The organism is Actinokineospora cianjurensis (genome assembly GCF_003663795.1).
Taxonomy (GTDB): Bacteria; Actinomycetota; Actinomycetes; order Mycobacteriales; family Pseudonocardiaceae; genus Actinokineospora; species Actinokineospora terrae.
The window spans coordinates 407,799-423,661 of sequence record NZ_RCDD01000005.1 but is presented as its reverse complement, the minus strand read 5'-3'; the positions used below and the strand labels follow the sequence as shown (position 1 = coordinate 423,661).

Sequence of the window (15,863 nt, the reverse complement as noted above, 5' to 3'; positions counted from 1 at the left end):
AGCGGGTTGTTGCCCGCGGCCACAGCCACCGGGTCAGCGGCCATACCCGACACCGAACCCGCACCACTCGGCACGGCCTTGGCGTAGTCGGCACAGCCGGGGCCGACCAGGTCGGTGGCCGTGTCGGCCTTGGCGGAGGTGGTGGTCATCGGGGCGGCGGTGGTCGTGGTCGCCGCGGTCGAGTTCGAGCCACTGGCCGTGTTGTCGCTGTTCCCGCAGGCCGAGGCGAGCAGCGCGAGCGCGCTGATCCCGGTGATGACGACGGCGTTACGAAGCTTGTTCTGCATGGCGCGTGCACTCCAGTGTCGGGGAAGTCAAAGTCGCTAATGGACGGTGGGGAGCAGATCCCGCTCGTACTTGCTTCGGTCTCATCAGCGATTCGGGGCTGCCCGGGAGGCGGATTGGTGGAGTTCGCCGAGAACTTCGCCGATCTCGCCCCGGCCTGCCGATGCACCGGGGTTCGGACACCTCGGAACCCGATCGCACGGCCGCCCACCTGGCACGACGGGGAACTCCGCGCGCCCGTATGTCCACTGTGGACCAAACCGGGACCGGAAAGCGAGTCACTTTCGACTCCGCCGCGAATTCGTCGCCCCGCCCGCCGCGCAAGACCTCCCGACCAACATCACCCGAAGAGGGACATTCCGACGGAAACGCAGGTCGTGGTGCTGAGGAATCGCACTGATCGCCTCATCCTCATCACCATGGATCGGACCGCGGACGAGGTCGCCAGACCGGAGTTCACCAGCACGGAACCGCACAACGCGGACCCTCTCGTCCACGAGATCACCAAGCACGCCGCCCCCGGCGGCCGCATCCCCCGGCCGAGCCCGCAGGCATACCGGGTCACCACCACGGTCATGGACTCGGGCGCGGTCGTCGTGCGGCTGACGGGGTTATCGGACACCAACGCGACGCAGGAGTTCGGCGCGGCGCTGCGCGCGGCACTGGAGTCCCGACCGGGGCTGCTCGTGGCCGACCTGTTCGGCCTGCGCAGCGCGGGCAAGGGGCTGGCGGGCGAACTCCTGTCCGCCTACCACCGGGGACGGCCGACGACGTGCCTGCGCGTGGTGGCCAGGCAGGTCCCCGCGCTGCGCGCGCTGAGCAGGACACCGGTCTGGCAGCACGTCGAGATCTACCCCACCCTCGCCTACGCCGTGCGCACTCCCTGGATCTGACCCCGCCCACCCCAGCCGAGGCCGCCCCCACCCACCCAGCCAGCCACATTCGCCCCCACCCACCCAGCCCTGCGAGACCCCCGACCCCGCCCGCTCCCCCGTGCGCGATCCACCCCGCCGCCCTGGTGTCAGTTCCCGACGAGAGGAAACCATGAGATCAGCGACCCGGATCGCGCTCGGCGTGCTCTTCGCCTGCGTGCTCGCGACCCAGGCGGTGACCCCGGCCGCGGCCGCGCGGGGCACCTTCACCTTCTACGACGACGACGGCGGCGCGGGGATCGTGAACCCGAGCGACAACGTCTGCTACCCGCTGGGGACCACGATCCGCCGGGTCGAGAACCGGACCGACCGGCAAGCGGTGCTGTACCTGTCCGCGGACTGCGTCGGCAAGTCCGCGCTCGTGCTCGCGCCGCGCAAGTCCCGCGACATCAAGGTGGCCGCGGTGATGTTCACGCGGACCCGCCGCTAGCCGGGTGACGGTGGGCGAGGGGGCGGTTCGGGGTCGCCCACCTCGCCCACCGGACGCCGTGGGAGGCGTCGGGAGGTGGCTCTCAGCCTGCCGGGTCGACCGGCGGCTGGTCGGTGAGCGGCAGCAGGCCGCGCTCGGCGAACACCGCCTTGGCCACCAGCATCGCGTTGAACACCCGCGGGTTCCCGGCGAAAGCGAGCAGGTGGATGATCGTCTCCACCACCTGCTGCGGGGTCACCCCGACCTCGAGCGCCGCGGCGATGTGGAACCGCAACTGCCGCTCGGTGTCGCCGAGGGTGACCAGCGCCGCGATCGTCACCAGCTGCCGCCGCGGCAGGTCGAGCCCAGGGCGGGTGTAGAGGTCACCGAAGGCGAACTCCCCCACCAGCCGGGCCAGGTCCGGGGCCACGTCGGCCAGCGGGGCGACGATGTTGTCGATGTCGCCGCCCATCTCCGCCAACCGCGCGGCGCCGCGGCGGAAGCGCTCGGTCGGCATCAGACCGCGACGGGGGCCGAGTGCTTCTGGATGAACCCGACGACCCGCTCCCACGCGTCCGCGCAGGCTTCCTGCCACTCGTCGTAGCTGGCGTCGAAGAACGAGTGCGGCGCGCCTTCGTAGACGTGCAGGTCGTAGTCCTTGCCCGCGGCGTCGAGCTTGCCCGCGAACTCCTTGAACTCCTCCTGCGAGGTCGCCACGTCCTCACCGGCGAGCAGGAGCAGCAGCGGCGCGGAGATGTCGTCGACGACGTCGTTGACCAGCTTGGGCAGCCCGTAGAAGCCGATCACGCCCGCCACGCCCAGGTCACCGGCGGAGAGCCGCCACGACTGGCCGCCGCCGAAGCAGAACCCGACGGTGAACACCGGGCCGGTGTTGTGCTGCTCGAGGTAGGTGGCCGCGGCGCGCACGTCCGCGGCGACCTCCTCGGCCTTGACCTGCGGCAGCAGCGGCTGCCACTCGAACTTGTCGTCGCGCACACCGGGGCCCGCGGTGCGGCCGTAGTAGTCGATGGCCGCGGTGGTGTAGCCCGCCTGCGCGAACCGGTTGGCCAGCGCCTGGTAGTACGGGTGGGTGCCGCGGATGTCGGGCAGGATCACGATGTTGATCCCGTTGGGCTCGGCCGGGATCGCCCGGAACGCCGAGAACGCCGTGCCGTCCGCGGAGGTCAGCTCGAGCAGACCCTCCTCGGCGACCTCACCGGGGTTGTCGAGAGCGGGGGGCCTGCTGTCGGTGCTGTGGCACATCGCGCGAACCTTTCACGGGGGCGGGGCTGACCGGCCCAACACTGACCGCTCCCCACCGCCCCAGCCAGGCCCCTGCCGTTACTGGTACCGACAGGACCACGCTCGCCACCGGCGCCGTCGGGCACACTCGGGGCGTGGACGATCGCAACGAGCTCGGCCGGTTCCTCAAGTCCCGGCGCGCCCGCGTGGACCCGGCCGACGTCGGCATCGAGGTGCTCGCCAGGCGCAGGGTGGCCGGGCTGCGGCGCGAGGAGGTCGCGTCCCTGGCGGGCATCAGCGTCGAGTACTACGTGCGGTTGGAGCAGGGCCGGGCGAGCAGGCCGTCGGAGTCGGTGCTGGAGTCGCTGGCCCGCGCGCTGGCCCTCGACGACGTGGAGCGCCGCTACCTCGACGAGCTGGTCCGGCCCCGACCCGTCGCGTCGCGCGGACCGCGGCCCGAGCGGGCCCGCCCCGAGCTGGCGCAGCTGCTGTCGTTCCTGGACCGGGTGCCCGCGCTGGTGATCAACCACCGGATGGACGTGCTGGCCTGGAACCACCTGTCCTGCCAGCTGTTCCTCGACTTCGCCGCCGCGACACCCCGACAGCGCAACCTGGCCAGGTTCGGCTTCCTCGACGCCGACAGCCAGCAGCGCTTCGTCGACTGGCAGGACGTCTGCCGGGCGACGGCGGGGTCGCTGCGGCTGGCCGCGGGCAGGCACACCCACGACGAGGCGCTGGCCACCCTGATCGGCGAGCTGACCATGAAGAGCGAGCTGTTCCGCACCCTGTGGGCAGGCCGCGACGTCAAGCAGCGCACGCACGGCAGCAAGCGGTTCCGGCACCCGGTGGTGGGGGAACTTGTGCTGCGGTTCGAGAACTTCGACCTACCCGGCGAAACCGACCAGCGGCTGGTGACCTTCTCCCCCGAACCCGCGAGCCCGGCGGAGCAGGCCCTGTCCCTCCTGGCGATGTGGAGCACCCCAGCACCTGCCCGCGTCGAGGAGCCCACCGGCTAGCAGTCAGCGGGACCACTGTCGGCGCCTAGCCTGTTCAGCCTGGGCCTGAGCACCTACAACAGGAAACGGTCACACCCGGCGCGCAATGCCGCGTGTGACCGTTTCCCGTCGATCTCACCTGGTCCAGGAGACCTCGGCGGCGTGGCTGTCCTCGAACATCCGGTAACTGGCGATAAGGCCGTCGACAACATGGATGTGCAGGGCGAACGCGCTGGCGAACACCCGGTCGGTCGCGGTGATCCGGTGTGCGAGCGAGCCGAGCACGACACCGTCTTCACCGTCGACGATGATCTTGTCGACGGTGAAGACCTCGGTGCTGACGTCCTCCAGGGCGATTCGGAGGAACTCGTCGATGGCGGCGGCCTCGGTGCGCACACCGGTCCACGGCACGGTGTCGGCGCCCGCGACGGCGAGCTCGGCGCCCTCGGCGAACAGCTCCAGCATGCCGGGGCGGTCACCGGCGCCGAAGCGGGCGAAGAACTCCCCGATGGTGGCGGCGGTGTCGCGGGTGGTGACGGGAGTGGACATCGTGGTCTCCTTGACGGGTAAGGGGTCTAGCCGCGCACGGCGGTCAGGTGGGCCCGGAGTGTTGGCAGGTCTGGGGTTCTGTCGACAGCGGCGACGTACCCGTCGGGGCGCACGAGGGCCGCGAGTGGGCGCTTGGGCCGCCAGGCGACGGCCACCGGGGTGCCCTCGGCGTCGGGCAGCACGCCCTCGGCGCTCACCTCGCGCACGGCGAGCAGGTCCGGGTAGCGCCGCGCCAACTGGTCGGCGGCGGTGGTGGAGCCGTGCACCACGAGGGTGTACCGGTCGGTCGGCAGCACCGCCCGCAGTGCCGCCGGGGCCAGGTAGCCGCTGAGCAGCCGGTCGCGCTTGGCGCCCGCGCGCTTGGCCACCGGACCGGACACCGCGGGGTTCTCCGGGTAGTGGTTGGTGAGCCCCGCCAGCCACGGCGAGTAGTACCGGTCGAACAGGCCCAGCTTCTCGGCCAGGCCCGCGGCGAGGTCGCGGGAGCGGATCTGCCAGCGCTTCTTGAGCATCCACGCCTTGGTCTGCACCTCGGCCTGCCGCACCACCGCCGCGGCCACCGACCGGCGCTCGACCTCGTAGGTGTCCAGCAGTTCCGGCGCGGCCTTGCCCTGGTGGACGAGGGCGAGCTTCCAGGCCAGGTTGTGCGCGTCGGTGACCCCGGTGTTGAGGCCCTGCCCGCCCGCCGGGCTGTGCACGTGCGCGGCGTCGCCCGCGAGGAAGACCCGGCCGACCCGCAGGCGCTCGGTGTGCCTGGCGTGGATGCTGAAGGTGGTCTTCCACGACACGTCGTGCGTGCGCAGCCCGCCGGGGCCACGCAGGTCGACGTAGTCCTGGAGCACCTGCTCGGTGAGCTCCTCCGGCTTCATCCCCGGCGGACCGGCGGTGAACACTCGGAACCGCCCGTTGTAGAGCGGGATCAGCACCATGATGCCCTTGCTGGAGCAGTAGTAGTGCACGGCGTCGCGCTGCAGGTCCCCGTCGAGGCTGACGTCGGCGAGGATGAACACGTTGGGGTAGGTGGCGCCGTGGAACTCCAGCCCGATCTGCTTGCGCACCAGGCTGCCCGCCCCGTCCGCGCCGATCAGGTACGCGAAGCGCTCGACGGCCGAGGTGCCGTCCGGTGCGGTGATGGTGGCCTCGACGCCGGTGTCGTCGTGGCGCAGCGCGGTGGCGGTGGTCTCCCACTCGATCACCCCGCCCGCGTCGGCGAGCGACTTGCGCAGCAGCGCCTCGACATCGGGCTGGGTCACCACCGACGGCTTGGTCTCGGCGTCGAAGGCCAGCTTGCAGACCTCGCTGCTCTCGGAGTAGTAGCGGAACGCCTGGACCGGCAGGCCGTAGGTGTCGAGGTGCTCGGAGCCGCCGAGCAGCCGGAACACCTCCAGGGTGCGCGGCCAGACCATCAGCGCCTTGGTCAGCGGGCTCGGTTCGGCCGCCCGGTCGACCAGCCGCACCGGCACGCCGCGGCGGGCCAGTTCGACGGCCGCGGTGAGCCCGACGGGACCCGCGCCGACCACGAGCACCGGGGATTTCTCGGACATGTCACGCCTCCACTGGGTTCGGGACTGGGCGTTCGCGCAGCATCACGGCGATCACCGGGGCGCCGAGGGCGCAGACCGCGGCGAGGATCCACAGCACGGTGTGGAACGCGCTGGTGTAGGAGCCGGAGACGAAGTCGACGAACGCCGCGCGCTGGGTCTCCCCCACCCGCGCGGCGACGGAGGCGACCTCGCCCTGGGCGACCTTGTTCGCGACCTCCCCCACCGCGCCCGCCGCCGGGTAGTCGGTCAGGCCGCCGAGCCCGCCCCGGGTGAGGCTGACCAGCAGCGAGCCCATGCCCGCGATGGCGACGGCCTCACCGGTGAGGCGCATCGTGTTGAACATGCCCGCGGCCATCCCGGCGCGGGCCGGATCGACGCTGCCGATGGCGGCGCCGTCGAGCAGGCCGAAGGAGATGCCGACGCCGGTGCCGATCACCAGCAGCGGCCCGATGAGCGTGCCCGCGGTCGCGTCGCGGTCGATCACGGTGAGCCAGGCGGCGCCCGCGGCCACCAGCAGCAGGCTGACGCCGAGCAGCACCCTGGCCGGGATGGTCTTGGCGAGGGTGCCCGCCACGACCGGGAACACCAGGACCGGCACGGTCAGCAGGAGCATGGTGAGACCGGCCTGGCGGGCGCCCATGCCGGTGATGCCGATGAAGAACGACGGCAGGAACACCAGCAGGCAGACGAACCCGAACGCCAGCAGCACCGGCATCAGGCAGACCGCGACGAACCTCGGCTGCCGGAACAGGCCCAGGTCGAACATGGGCCGCGCCTGCCTGCGCTCGACGGCGACGAACGCGGCGATCAGGACGGCGAACACGACGAACAGCGCGAGCACCAGGCCGTCGCCCCAGCCCCGTTGCGGGCCTTCGACGAGGGCGAGGGTCAGCGCGACCAGCGCGCCGCTGAAGGTCGTGGTGCCCGGCCAGTCGACGCCGGTGGCGTCGGGGTCGCGGGACTCGCGCAGCGCGGGGAGAGCGAAGAGGACAGCGGCGGCGATGACGGCGTGGGCGAGGAAGACCGCGCGCCAGCCCCACAGCGAGACGAGCATGCCGGAGGTGGACGGGCCCAGTGCCAGCCCGAGCCCGAACGAGGACCCGAGCAGCCCGAACGCCTTGAGCCGCGCCGGACCGTCAAACGCTTGCGCCAACAGGGCCGACGCGGCGGTGAGCACCATCGCGGCCCCGACCCCGGCCAGCGCCCGCAGCACGTCGACCAGCACGATGTCCGACACCGCCGCGACCCCGGCGGTGCAGGCCAGGAACACCACCAGGCCGATGCCGAACATCCGCTTGCGCCCGACCAGGTCGGCCACCGCCCCCGCGGCGAGCATCACCGACGCGAAAGCCAGGTTGTAGGCGTTGACGACCCACTGGACGCTCACCAGGTCGGCGCCGAGGTCGGACCCGATGTCGGGCAGCGCGATCGAGGTCCCGGTCAACGACGCGGGCAGCAGTCCACACGAGACGCAGACGGCGATCAGCGTGATCGTCGCCGTTGCCCGGCTGGTCGCCGGGGAGACGGTGGTGGACACGACAGCAGAACTCCTTGCGGTAGAGGGGGATCAGGAGCCGGTAGGACTAACCAGTGGCGCGACGGGATCGCGCCGCGGCCAGGTGGGTCGGACCGCGCCGGGTGGGTTCGCGGTGCTCGGGGATCAGGTGCCGGTGACGGAGAGGACGATCTTTCCGGTGGTGCGGTTGGTCTCGCCGAGTTCGTGGGCCTTGCCCGCCTCCGCCAGCGGGAGGACGTGGTCGACGTGGACCCGCAGGGCGTCGCGCTCGACGAGGGCGGTCAAGGCTTCCAAGCCTGCTGAGTCCGGTTCGACGAGGAACGGGCTCACCCGTACACCACGGGTCTTGGCCGCGGCGGCGACCTCGGGGCTGATCTGGCCAATGGTCAGGACCAGCAGGCCGCCGGGGCGGAGGGTGTCGAGCAGGCCGAGGGTGTGGTCGCCGCCGAGGAGGTCGAGGACGACGTCCTGGTCGCGCACCGCGGTACCGACCTCGACCCGGGTGTAGTCGACGGCCTCGTGGACGCCGACGCTCGCCAGGAAGTCGTGCTTGGCGGCGCTGGCGGTCCCGGTGACCACGGCACCCCGGGAGCGGGCGACCTGGCACGCGAGGTGCCCCACCCCACCCGCGGCCGCCGTGATCAGGACCCGGCTGCCCTCACCGATCCCCGCGACATCCACCAACGTCTGCCACGCGGTCAGCCCGGCCATCGGCAGCGCGGCGGCCTCGGTGAACGACAGCGACTCGGGCTTGCGCGCGAACTGCCGCGCCGGAGCGGTGACGTACTCGCCGTAACCGCCCGCCTGGCGCGGGAACCACAGCAGCCCGAACACCTCGTCACCGGGCTGGAACCGGGTCACCCGCGGCCCGGCCTCGACCACACCGGCCACGTCCCAGCCCTGGGTGAACGGGTGCGCGCCCAGCGCGCCGGACGGGAACACCCCGCCCCGGATCTTCCAGTCGACCGGGTTCACCCCCGCCGCGTGCACCCGCACCAGCACCTCGGTGGGCACCGGCACCGGCCGTGGCACCACAGTGGACACCAGTACCTCCGGCCCACCCGCCGCCACCGTCTGCACAACCGTCATCTGCTCGGACAAAGGACTTCCTCTCGTGTGTGGGCGGGGATCCGCCGCCAACCGACCCGTTCGGCGTGGGCACGCAGCACCGGGTCCCCGCCGACCACCACCGGGCAGCCGACCAGGTCGAGCACCGGGAGGTCGGAGATGTCGTCCCCGTAGGCGAAGGAGTCGGCCAGGTCGACCCCGTGCTCCTCGGCGAACCGGCGAGCCGCGACCGCCTTGTTCGGACCGACCATCGGAACCTCCACGACCCCCGACAGAACGCCGGAGACCACCTCGGGCTCGGTGCACACCACCGCGTCGGCGCAGGCGTACCGGGCGATCGGGGTCAGGCACGGCCCGAACGACCCCGACAGCAGCACCACGGTGTCGCCCGCCGCGCGGTGGGCGCGCAGCATGGTCAACACCCGTGGGTCGAACAGCCCGCCGCGGGCGTACTCCGCGGTGAACCACCGCTCCCCCAGGGCGGCCAGGTCGGCGGCGGGTCGACCGGCGAAGGCCCGGTAGAAGAACCGGTTGGCCTCCTCCCGCGTCGCGCCCGCCGCCTTGACCCCGGCCAACCCGGCCATCACCGACTCGTACTCGGCCTGCGCGCGGTCGAAGGCGAGGAACCGGAACAGGCTGGTGACGGTGATGAGCGTGCCGTCGACGTCGAAGAACGCCGCTCGGGTCATCCGCCGACGCGGGTGTCGAGGAAGGCGATGGCCTCGCCCACGGTCTGCTCGTGGTGCAGCTCGCCCTCGGCGATGACGACCCCGTACTCCTTCTGCACCCACAGCGCGATCTCCATCAGGTGCAGCGAGTCCAGCCCGATGTCCTCCAGGGTGTGCGCCGGGTCCAGCTGCGCGGCGGGCAGTTCCGCCTTCTCCGCGACCAGGTCCAGGATGGTGGTGTTCAACGTGCTCTCCTTGAGGTGACTGTCCGGTGTGGTCAGAGGTCCGGCCATTCCAGGGCGATCGCGCCCCAGCTGGCGCCGCCGCCGAAGGCGGTCAGGACGATCCGGTCGCCCGGGGTGATCAACCCGGCGCCCGCCGCGTCGTCGAGGGCGAGCGGGATCGAGGCGGCCGCGGTGTTGCCGTAGCGGTCGACGTTGACGAAGGCCCGCTCCTGGGCCAGCCCCAGGTGTTCGGCGACCGCGCGCAGGATGCGCACGTTCGCCTGGTGCCCGACCAACCAGTCGACCGAGTCGACGTCCCAGCCGGTGCGGGCCAGCACGGCGCGGGAGGACTCGGTCATCCGCAGCACCGCGTGCCGGAACACCTCCCGGCCGCGCATCGCCATGTACTCGTCGCCCGGCGCGGCGGGGATCCCGGAGGCGCGCTGCCGGGAACCACCGCCGGGGATGATGATCAGGTCGGCGAGGTCGCCGTCGCTGCCGAGGTCGAAGGCCAGCAGCGCGCCGGGTTGGGACTGGTCGCCCGCGCTGAGCACCACCGCGCCCGCGCCGTCGCCGAAGATCGGCGCGGTGCTGCGGTCGGTCTGGTCGATGATCGTGGTGAACGCCTCGGCGCCGATCACCAGCACCCGCTCCGCCGTGCCGAGCGCGATGAGCCCGGCACCGGAGGCGAGTCCGTAGAGGAACCCGGAGCACACCGCGCCGACGTCGTAGGCCGGGATGGTCCCGAGCCCCAGCATCGCGGCCACCGTCGGCGCGGTCGCCGGGCACGGGTGGTCGGGTGTGGTGGTGGCCAGCACCACGGCGTCCACCGAGTCGACCCCGGCAGACTTCAACGCCCGCCGCCCCGCTTCCGCGGCCAGGTCGCTGGTCGCCGACCCGCGGGCCAGGTGCCTGCGCTCGCGGATGCCGGTCCGCGTCCTGATCCACTCGTCGGTGGTGTCCATCCTGGTGGCGAGCATGTCGTTGGTGACGACGTCCTCCGGCACCGCCGAGCCGACGCCTGCCAACACGGCCGCACGTCCCATCAGCCTGTCCTCCCCCACGCGCGCCCGGCTCAGGCCGACGCCACGGCCCACGCGCGGTCGGACTCGATGGTCATGTCGACCTTGCGGTACTCGTCCTGCGCGCGGGCGATGGCGGTGTGCACGTCGGTGACCGGGGTCAGGCCGAGCACCTCGACGATGCCCTCCAGCCGCTCGACCAGGGTGCCGCCGATGACGTGGCGCGGGATGCCCAGCTCGTCGATGGCCGCGGCGATGCCCTCGTCGGCGAGCCTGCGGAAGCGCTCGTTGACCGGGCGGTGCCCGTCCTTGGCCAGCTCCAGCTCGTTGGGCAGGTGCACGAACACGTCGTAGGTGTTCTTGACGTGCTCCTTGATGGCGACGCCGAGCTGGTCCATGACGTGCTCGAAGAACAGCATCTCGGGGGTGCGCTCGACGTTCTCGACGTCGGAGAGGTGCACGGAGTCGTTGGGGTTGATGCCGACGATCACCCGGACCGAGCCGTAGAGCCACTCCTGCAACGACGAACCGTCCGAGACGAACCCGGTGGTGAGGTGGCTCTCGTGCACGACGCGCTCGACGTGCCTGCGCACGATGAGCTGGATCAGCTCGGCGCCGTCGCACTGCTCCAGGGTCTTGCCCGGGACGGCGAACGGCAGCAGCTCGCGCATGGTGCGGGCGCGGGTGCGCGGCATGTCGACCAGGTGCGAGAGCGCGTACGAGGTGAGGGTCTTGCCGGAGGAGTAGGTCCCGGAGATGGCGAGCTTCATGGAAGTGTCCTTAGTGGAGTGGGTCAGATGCCGCGGGGCAGCGCGTGCGCGACGGCGCAGGTGAAGCGGATGCCCGCCAGGTCGGTGTGGATGTCGGCGGTGCGCCAGACGCCGCCGTTCATCTCGATGAGGCCGGTGTTGGCCAGGGTGGTGCGCAGGGCGAGCGGTCCGGTGCCGCCCGCGGGGCGGGTGGCGGTGAGCGTGGTGGAACGCATCCACAGCGTGTTGCTCCCGCTGCGGCGCATACCATCCATCTCGTAGAGCAGGACCTGCGCGAGCTGGAGCCCGGTGGCGAACGCCTCCACCATGGTCGGCGCGGGCTGGTAGGCGCCCTCGACCCCGGCGGTGGCGTCGGACGGTTCCCACCGGACGGTCGCCTCGGCCGCGGTGTTCGGCACGTCCAGCGAGAGGTCTTCGAGGCTGTGCCGGACCCGTGCGAAACCGGTGCCGTAGTAGCGATCGGCCGCCGGACCGAGCAGTGCGTCCGGGCCGTCGTACTGATCCTTGCCCGGCCGAACCGCGCCGCCCGCGTGGACGAGTTCGCACCGGACCCGCATCGAGCCGACCTGGCAGTCCACAGTGGAGACAGTGGAGAGACCACCCGGTTCGGCGGCGGTCTCGGTCAGCCGAGCCGAGAGGGGCAGCTGCCGCAGGTCTTCCTCGGGGCTCTGCCCGGCCCGGATCCGCACCCGGCGCACCCACATCGCCCTGCGGGCCTCGTCGTCCGCGCCGAAAGCGCTGACCACGCACAGTTCCGCGAGGCCGACGCCGAAGAGGATGGCGTCGATGGTGCTCAGGTGCGGCCGCAGGTCCACACCCGCGGACTTCTTCGACCAGTCGGTCGGATAGGTGAGGCCCACGGTGGTGCGCACCGCCGCGTCCCGCGCGGTGGCGACCTCGGTGGTGACCGGTCCGAAGTGGTAGCCGACCCTGCGGTAACCCGCTGAGAAGAAGCGCTTGTCGCCGTCGCCGAGGTAGTCGTCGACCGTCGGGCGCGGCGGCGCTGGGTTGGTCATCTTGGGACACTCCCGTCCGCGGTCGCCGAGGCGGTCCGCGTGCGCTGGTGGGGAACGAGAAGACGTGCGTCGGGACAGCACCGGATCGCCTGGGGGCGAGCTCGACGGCCGCTGTCAAGATCAACGCTACCCCGGCGGCGGGGGGCTGAGCCTGCGTCGCTTTGTACGGGTACCGCCATCCGGGTACAACCAACCGGGTACCGCGAACACCAGGATGACCTGTGCCACAACCGATGGCAGCGCGGTGGCGCGAGGTCCCAGCCTGGAGGCCCCGGTGTCCACGGGCAACACCACGGCGATCAAACCGCCGGTAAACCCGCGCACAGCGCGGCAGTCGCGTGTGTCCGTCCACCGTGGCCGGAGTGTCCGAATACGTCCCATTCGGTCCGCACCAACCAGGAGGTCCCCGGTGACAACCGACCTTTCCGCCGCACCACACCCGCCTGCCGCACCACACCCGCCTGCCGCGGCAGACCTGTCCGACATCCCCGCGCTGTTCGGCATCCCGGCGCAGCCGGGCCACCAGGCCGAGCAGCTGATCGCCAAGCTCGGCATCCGCGTCGTGGAGTGCGCGCCGGGGCGGGTGGTCGGAACGATGCCGGTCAGCGGCAACCGGCAGCCGGTCGGGATCATGCACGGCGGCGCCAACGCGGCCTTCGCCGAGACGCTCGGCTCGCTGGCCGCCTGGGCGCACGCGGGCACCGGTGGCCGCGCCGTCGGGCTCGACCTGTCCTGCACCCACCACCGCTGGGTGTCCTCGGGCCTGGTCACCGGCACCGCCACCGCGCTGCACGAGGGCCGCGCCACCGCCACCTACGAGATCGTGATCGTCGACGACCGCGGCAGGCGCACCTGCACCGCGCGGTTGACCTGCGCCATCGGCAGGCGCAGGCGCGCGAGCTGACCCGTCCGGTCGTCCCATCATCCACAGTGGACGGGTGGCCCTGGCGGTACCAGTACCGGCAGGGGGAGGGATTGGCACACCCCTGGTACCGGTGGGGCCGGGTGCGCGACCATCGTGGGTGATCAACGGGTGGGGGCCCGTCCTTGAGCTACCCGCTGGAGTGAAGTGCCTGCAGAAGTGCCTGTTCGAGTGCGGGGCCGGGCGCGGTTGGCGCCGGGCGGGGGCATGTCCGCGGGCATGGTCCGGCTCTTCGCGGTCGCGGCCGGGCTCGCGGTCGCCAACATCTACTACGCGCAGCCGCTGCTGACCGCCATCGCCGCCGAGTTCGGGGTCGGCAGCGGCACGGCGTCGGCGCTGGTCACGGTCACCACCGCGGGGTACGCCGTCGGCCTCGGGCTCGTCGTGCCGCTGGCCGACATCCTCGACCGCAGGCGCCTGGTGGCGGCCATGCTGGCCGCGGTGGCGCTCATCCAGGCCGCCGCCGCGGTCGCGCCGTCGATGGGCCTGCTCACGGCGGTCTCCGCGGTGCTGGCGCCGTGCGCGGTGGTCGCGCCGATCATGGTGGCGTTCGCGGCGACCCTGGCCGAACCGGCGCGGCGGGGCCAGGTCACCGGGTCGGTCATGAGCGGCGTGCTGGTCGGGGTGCTGCTCGCCCGCACCGGCGGCGGCCTGGTCGCCGACCTGGCCGGGTCGTGGCGGGCGGTCTACGCGGTGGCCGCGGTGCTGATGGCGGTCCTGGCCGCGGTGCTGTGGCGGGTGCTGCCGGACGTGCGGGTCGCCGACCGGCTCGGCTACGGCGCGCTGCTGCGCTCGGTGGTGACGATCGTGCGCGAGGAACCGGTGCTGCGGCTGCGCTGCGCCTACGGGTTCCTGTCCTTCGCCGGGTTCAGCGCGTTCTGGGCGACGACGGCGTTCCTGCTCGCCGGGGAGCCCTACCACTTCGGGCCGGGCGTGATCGGCGCGTTCGGCCTGCTGGGAGCGGTGGGCGCGGTCGCGGCGCGGGTCACCGGCCGGTTCGTCGACCGGGGCCGCGGCGACGTGGTCACCGGGGCGCTGCTGGGCGCGGTCCTGCTGTCGTGGGGGCTGATGGCGCTGGGCGGTGGGCGGTGGATCGTGCCGCTCGTGCTCGGGGTGGTGGCGCTCGACCTGGGGGTGCAGGGCGTCCAGGTGGCGAACCTGACCGCCGTCTACCAGCTGCGGCCCGAGGCGCGCAGCCGGATCACCATGGCCTACACCGGCACCTACTTCCTCGGCGGGGCGGTGGGCGCGGGCGCCTCCGGTGCCGCATACGCCGCGGCGGGCTGGCTCGCGGTGTGCGGCGTCGGCGGACTGCTGGCCACGGCGGCGCTGGTGCTGTGGGCCGTGCGCGGCCGATCGGTCCGCGTCCCACCCGGGTAACACGTCGGAACCGATCACGAACAGGTTTCGCCACCACTTCTGCGGCAATTGCGCAGAACGCGCCGAGAAGCAACTCGCCACGCCCGGAGACTGCTTTCGGATTCCCGCCGACCCCACCCTACCGATCAGTTTCTTTGCATCCGAAATCGTTGGCCGCTCAACGAACTCGCCGGTGAGCGGCACTCACTTGCACGGCCGGTAATCGCATGATCACCTCGTGCGGTACCGCTTGACACCCGACTGGGAAAGTGGCAAAACTCCGAACATGGGAAAGAGTGGGGGGACCAGCAGGCGTCGCGAGGAGTTGGGGCATTTCCTGACGACGCGCCGGGCTCGATTATCGCCTGCCGAAATCGGTTTGTCCGTATCATCCGGAAGACGGCGAACGCCGGGCTTGCGCCGCGAGGAGGTCGCGGTGCTCGCGGGCATCGGCACGTCCTGGTACACGTGGCTCGAACAGGGCCGCGACATCAACGTCTCCGAGCCGGTGGCGCGCGCGGTGGGGCACGCGCTGCGGCTCAACCGCTCGGAGTTGTGCTACCTCTACCAACTGCTGGGCATCAGCCCGCCGCAGGCCGGGGCGACGGTGGGGGAGCACCCGAACCTGGACCTGCGGCAGGTGGTCGACGAGTGCCTGCCCAGCCCGGCGCTGGTGGTCGACAGCCTGTGGAACCTGGTGGCAAGCAACCGCTCCGCGCGGCTGGTGTTCGGCCTGACCGACCGCGACCGCAACCTGCTGACCAGCTTCTTCTGCCGCGAGGAGATCTGGTCGCGCTACGCCAACCCCGACCGGATGGCCCGGATGGCGGTGGCCCAGTTCCGGGTCAGCGCCGCGGGCCACTACGACGACCCGATCTTCAACAACCTGATCCGCACGCTGTGCGCGCAGAGCGAGAAGTTCACCCAACTCTGGCACACCCACGAGGTGCTCGACGCCCGGCTCAGCAGCAAGGAGGTCGACCACCCCGAGGTCGGCAGGCTGAGCTTCGACACCCAGTCCTGGCTGCTCGACGGCCCGGACCGGATCCGGATGTTCCTGCACGTGCCGCACCGGATGTCCGACACCAGGGCCAAGCTGGCCGCCCTGCTCGCCGCCGAACCGCACCACGCCGACGTCAGCGCGGTGGCGGACCGAGCCACCGCGTGATCGCGCCTGGGCAGGGGTCATCCCCCTGCCCAGGCGGGGGGCGAAACACCGGCACACTCGATCGGTCCAGAACAAGTCGATGACATTCACCGGCCATTTTCTTGTCAATTCCGTACCGGTGCGGAAAAGGCGCCCGAATTACTCGCCCACCTTGTGCGGCGGTATGCTCGTCAC

At 71.8% G+C, this 15,863-nt stretch carries 17 protein-coding genes and 1 pseudogene; 6 read left to right on the top strand and 12 right to left on the bottom strand.

The annotated features are described in order from the left end of the window. A pseudogene (locus tag CLV68_RS35800) lies at window positions 1-287 on the bottom strand (fasciclin domain-containing protein); the annotation flags it as partial. 417 nt (window positions 288-704) lie between these two features. Between CLV68_RS35800 and CLV68_RS27175 the strand changes: the two are divergent. Beyond that, entirely contained in the window at window positions 705-1,178 is a 474-nt protein-coding gene (locus tag CLV68_RS27175) for an STAS domain-containing protein (RefSeq protein ID WP_121393724.1), read from the top strand. 151 nt (window positions 1,179-1,329) lie between these two features. Continuing rightward, window positions 1,330-1,647, top strand: coding sequence for a hypothetical protein (locus tag CLV68_RS27170; protein ID WP_121393723.1), 318 nt, complete (start codon window positions 1,330-1,332; stop codon window positions 1,645-1,647). 82 nt (window positions 1,648-1,729) lie between these two features. Here the strand turns inward: CLV68_RS27170 and CLV68_RS27165 are convergent, their stop codons facing one another. After that, window positions 1,730-2,143, bottom strand: a complete 414-nt coding sequence (locus tag CLV68_RS27165; protein ID WP_121393722.1) for a carboxymuconolactone decarboxylase family protein — start codon at window positions 2,141-2,143, stop codon at window positions 1,730-1,732. After that, window positions 2,143-2,889 (bottom strand): dienelactone hydrolase family protein, encoded by a 747-nt coding sequence (locus CLV68_RS27160; RefSeq protein WP_121393721.1) that lies wholly within the window; start codon window positions 2,887-2,889, stop codon window positions 2,143-2,145. The genes CLV68_RS27165 and CLV68_RS27160 overlap by 1 nt, the downstream gene beginning before the upstream one ends. 134 nt (window positions 2,890-3,023) lie before the next feature. Here CLV68_RS27160 and CLV68_RS27155 point away from each other — a divergent pair, with 134 nt between their 5' ends. After that, window positions 3,024-3,884, top strand: a complete 861-nt coding sequence (locus tag CLV68_RS27155) for a helix-turn-helix transcriptional regulator (RefSeq protein ID WP_121393720.1) — start codon at window positions 3,024-3,026, stop codon at window positions 3,882-3,884. Between the two features lie 114 nt (window positions 3,885-3,998). Here CLV68_RS27155 and CLV68_RS27150 read toward each other — a convergent pair whose 3' ends face one another. From CLV68_RS27150 to CLV68_RS27110, 9 genes are all read right to left on the bottom strand, one after another. Continuing rightward, the gene (locus tag CLV68_RS27150; protein ID WP_121393719.1) at window positions 3,999-4,412 is read right to left on the bottom strand and encodes a nuclear transport factor 2 family protein; all 414 of its coding nucleotides are present in this window, start codon (window positions 4,410-4,412) and stop codon (window positions 3,999-4,001) included. Window positions 4,413-4,438: 26 nt separating this feature from the next. After that, on the bottom strand, window positions 4,439-5,956 hold the full coding sequence (locus tag CLV68_RS27145; RefSeq protein ID WP_121393718.1) for an FAD-dependent monooxygenase: 1,518 nt from the start codon (window positions 5,954-5,956) through the stop codon (window positions 4,439-4,441). Between the two features lies 1 nt (window position 5,957). Continuing rightward, entirely contained in the window at window positions 5,958-7,493 is a 1,536-nt protein-coding gene (locus CLV68_RS27140; protein WP_246010133.1) for an MFS transporter, read from the bottom strand. Between the two features lie 123 nt (window positions 7,494-7,616). Further along, window positions 7,617-8,561 (bottom strand): NADP-dependent oxidoreductase, encoded by a 945-nt coding sequence (locus CLV68_RS27135; RefSeq protein WP_121393717.1) that lies wholly within the window; start codon window positions 8,559-8,561, stop codon window positions 7,617-7,619. After that, on the bottom strand, window positions 8,558-9,229 hold the full coding sequence (locus CLV68_RS27130; RefSeq protein WP_121393716.1) for an HAD family hydrolase: 672 nt from the start codon (window positions 9,227-9,229) through the stop codon (window positions 8,558-8,560). The genes CLV68_RS27135 and CLV68_RS27130 overlap by 4 nt, the downstream gene beginning before the upstream one ends. Then, complete coding sequence (locus CLV68_RS27125) at window positions 9,226-9,453, bottom strand: acyl carrier protein (RefSeq protein WP_170224609.1); 228 nt, start codon at window positions 9,451-9,453, stop codon at window positions 9,226-9,228. The genes CLV68_RS27130 and CLV68_RS27125 overlap by 4 nt, the downstream gene beginning before the upstream one ends. 32 nt (window positions 9,454-9,485) lie before the next feature. Further along, window positions 9,486-10,478, bottom strand: coding sequence for a beta-ketoacyl-ACP synthase III (locus CLV68_RS27120; RefSeq protein WP_121393761.1), 993 nt, complete (start codon window positions 10,476-10,478; stop codon window positions 9,486-9,488). A 29-nt stretch (window positions 10,479-10,507) separates the two neighbouring features. Next, entirely contained in the window at window positions 10,508-11,224 is a 717-nt protein-coding gene (locus CLV68_RS27115) for an AAA family ATPase (protein WP_121393714.1), read from the bottom strand. Window positions 11,225-11,247: 23 nt separating this feature from the next. Continuing rightward, entirely contained in the window at window positions 11,248-12,240 is a 993-nt protein-coding gene (locus CLV68_RS27110) for an AvrD family protein (RefSeq protein WP_121393713.1), read from the bottom strand. A gap of 475 nt (window positions 12,241-12,715) precedes the next feature. Here CLV68_RS27110 and CLV68_RS35460 point away from each other — a divergent pair, with 475 nt between their 5' ends. The 3 genes from CLV68_RS35460 (at window position 12,716) to CLV68_RS27095 (ending at window position 15,689) form a co-directional block, all read left to right on the top strand. Then, window positions 12,716-13,144, top strand: coding sequence for a PaaI family thioesterase (locus CLV68_RS35460; RefSeq protein ID WP_425454884.1), 429 nt, complete (start codon window positions 12,716-12,718; stop codon window positions 13,142-13,144). Window positions 13,145-13,321: 177 nt separating this feature from the next. Beyond that, window positions 13,322-14,542: an MFS transporter gene (locus tag CLV68_RS27100; protein ID WP_211346780.1), complete on the top strand. Its 1,221-nt coding sequence runs from the start codon at window positions 13,322-13,324 to the stop codon at window positions 14,540-14,542. Between the two features lie 265 nt (window positions 14,543-14,807). Then, the gene (locus CLV68_RS27095) at window positions 14,808-15,689 is read left to right on the top strand and encodes a helix-turn-helix transcriptional regulator (RefSeq protein ID WP_121393710.1); all 882 of its coding nucleotides are present in this window, start codon (window positions 14,808-14,810) and stop codon (window positions 15,687-15,689) included. The last annotated feature ends 174 nt before the right edge of the window (window positions 15,690-15,863 follow it).

Coding starts and splice junctions, on each gene's coding strand:
- CLV68_RS27150 (WP_121393719.1), bottom strand. CDS start 4,412: ATGTCCACTCCCGTCACCACCCGCGACACCGCCGCCACCATCGGGGAG.
- CLV68_RS27175 (WP_121393724.1), top strand. CDS start 705: ATGGATCGGACCGCGGACGAGGTCGCCAGACCGGAGTTCACCAGCACG.
- CLV68_RS27135 (WP_121393717.1), bottom strand. CDS start 8,561: ATGACGGTTGTGCAGACGGTGGCGGCGGGTGGGCCGGAGGTACTGGTG.
- CLV68_RS27115 (WP_121393714.1), bottom strand. CDS start 11,224: ATGAAGCTCGCCATCTCCGGGACCTACTCCTCCGGCAAGACCCTCACC.
- CLV68_RS27165 (WP_121393722.1), bottom strand. CDS start 2,143: ATGCCGACCGAGCGCTTCCGCCGCGGCGCCGCGCGGTTGGCGGAGATG.
- CLV68_RS27130 (WP_121393716.1), bottom strand. CDS start 9,229: ATGACCCGAGCGGCGTTCTTCGACGTCGACGGCACGCTCATCACCGTC.
- CLV68_RS27095 (WP_121393710.1), top strand. CDS start 14,808: ATGGGAAAGAGTGGGGGGACCAGCAGGCGTCGCGAGGAGTTGGGGCAT.
- CLV68_RS27145 (WP_121393718.1), bottom strand. CDS start 5,956: ATGTCCGAGAAATCCCCGGTGCTCGTGGTCGGCGCGGGTCCCGTCGGG.
- CLV68_RS27160 (WP_121393721.1), bottom strand. CDS start 2,889: ATGTGCCACAGCACCGACAGCAGGCCCCCCGCTCTCGACAACCCCGGT.
- CLV68_RS27120 (WP_121393761.1), bottom strand. CDS start 10,478: ATGGGACGTGCGGCCGTGTTGGCAGGCGTCGGCTCGGCGGTGCCGGAG.
- CLV68_RS27110 (WP_121393713.1), bottom strand. CDS start 12,240: ATGACCAACCCAGCGCCGCCGCGCCCGACGGTCGACGACTACCTCGGC.
- CLV68_RS27170 (WP_121393723.1), top strand. CDS start 1,330: ATGAGATCAGCGACCCGGATCGCGCTCGGCGTGCTCTTCGCCTGCGTG.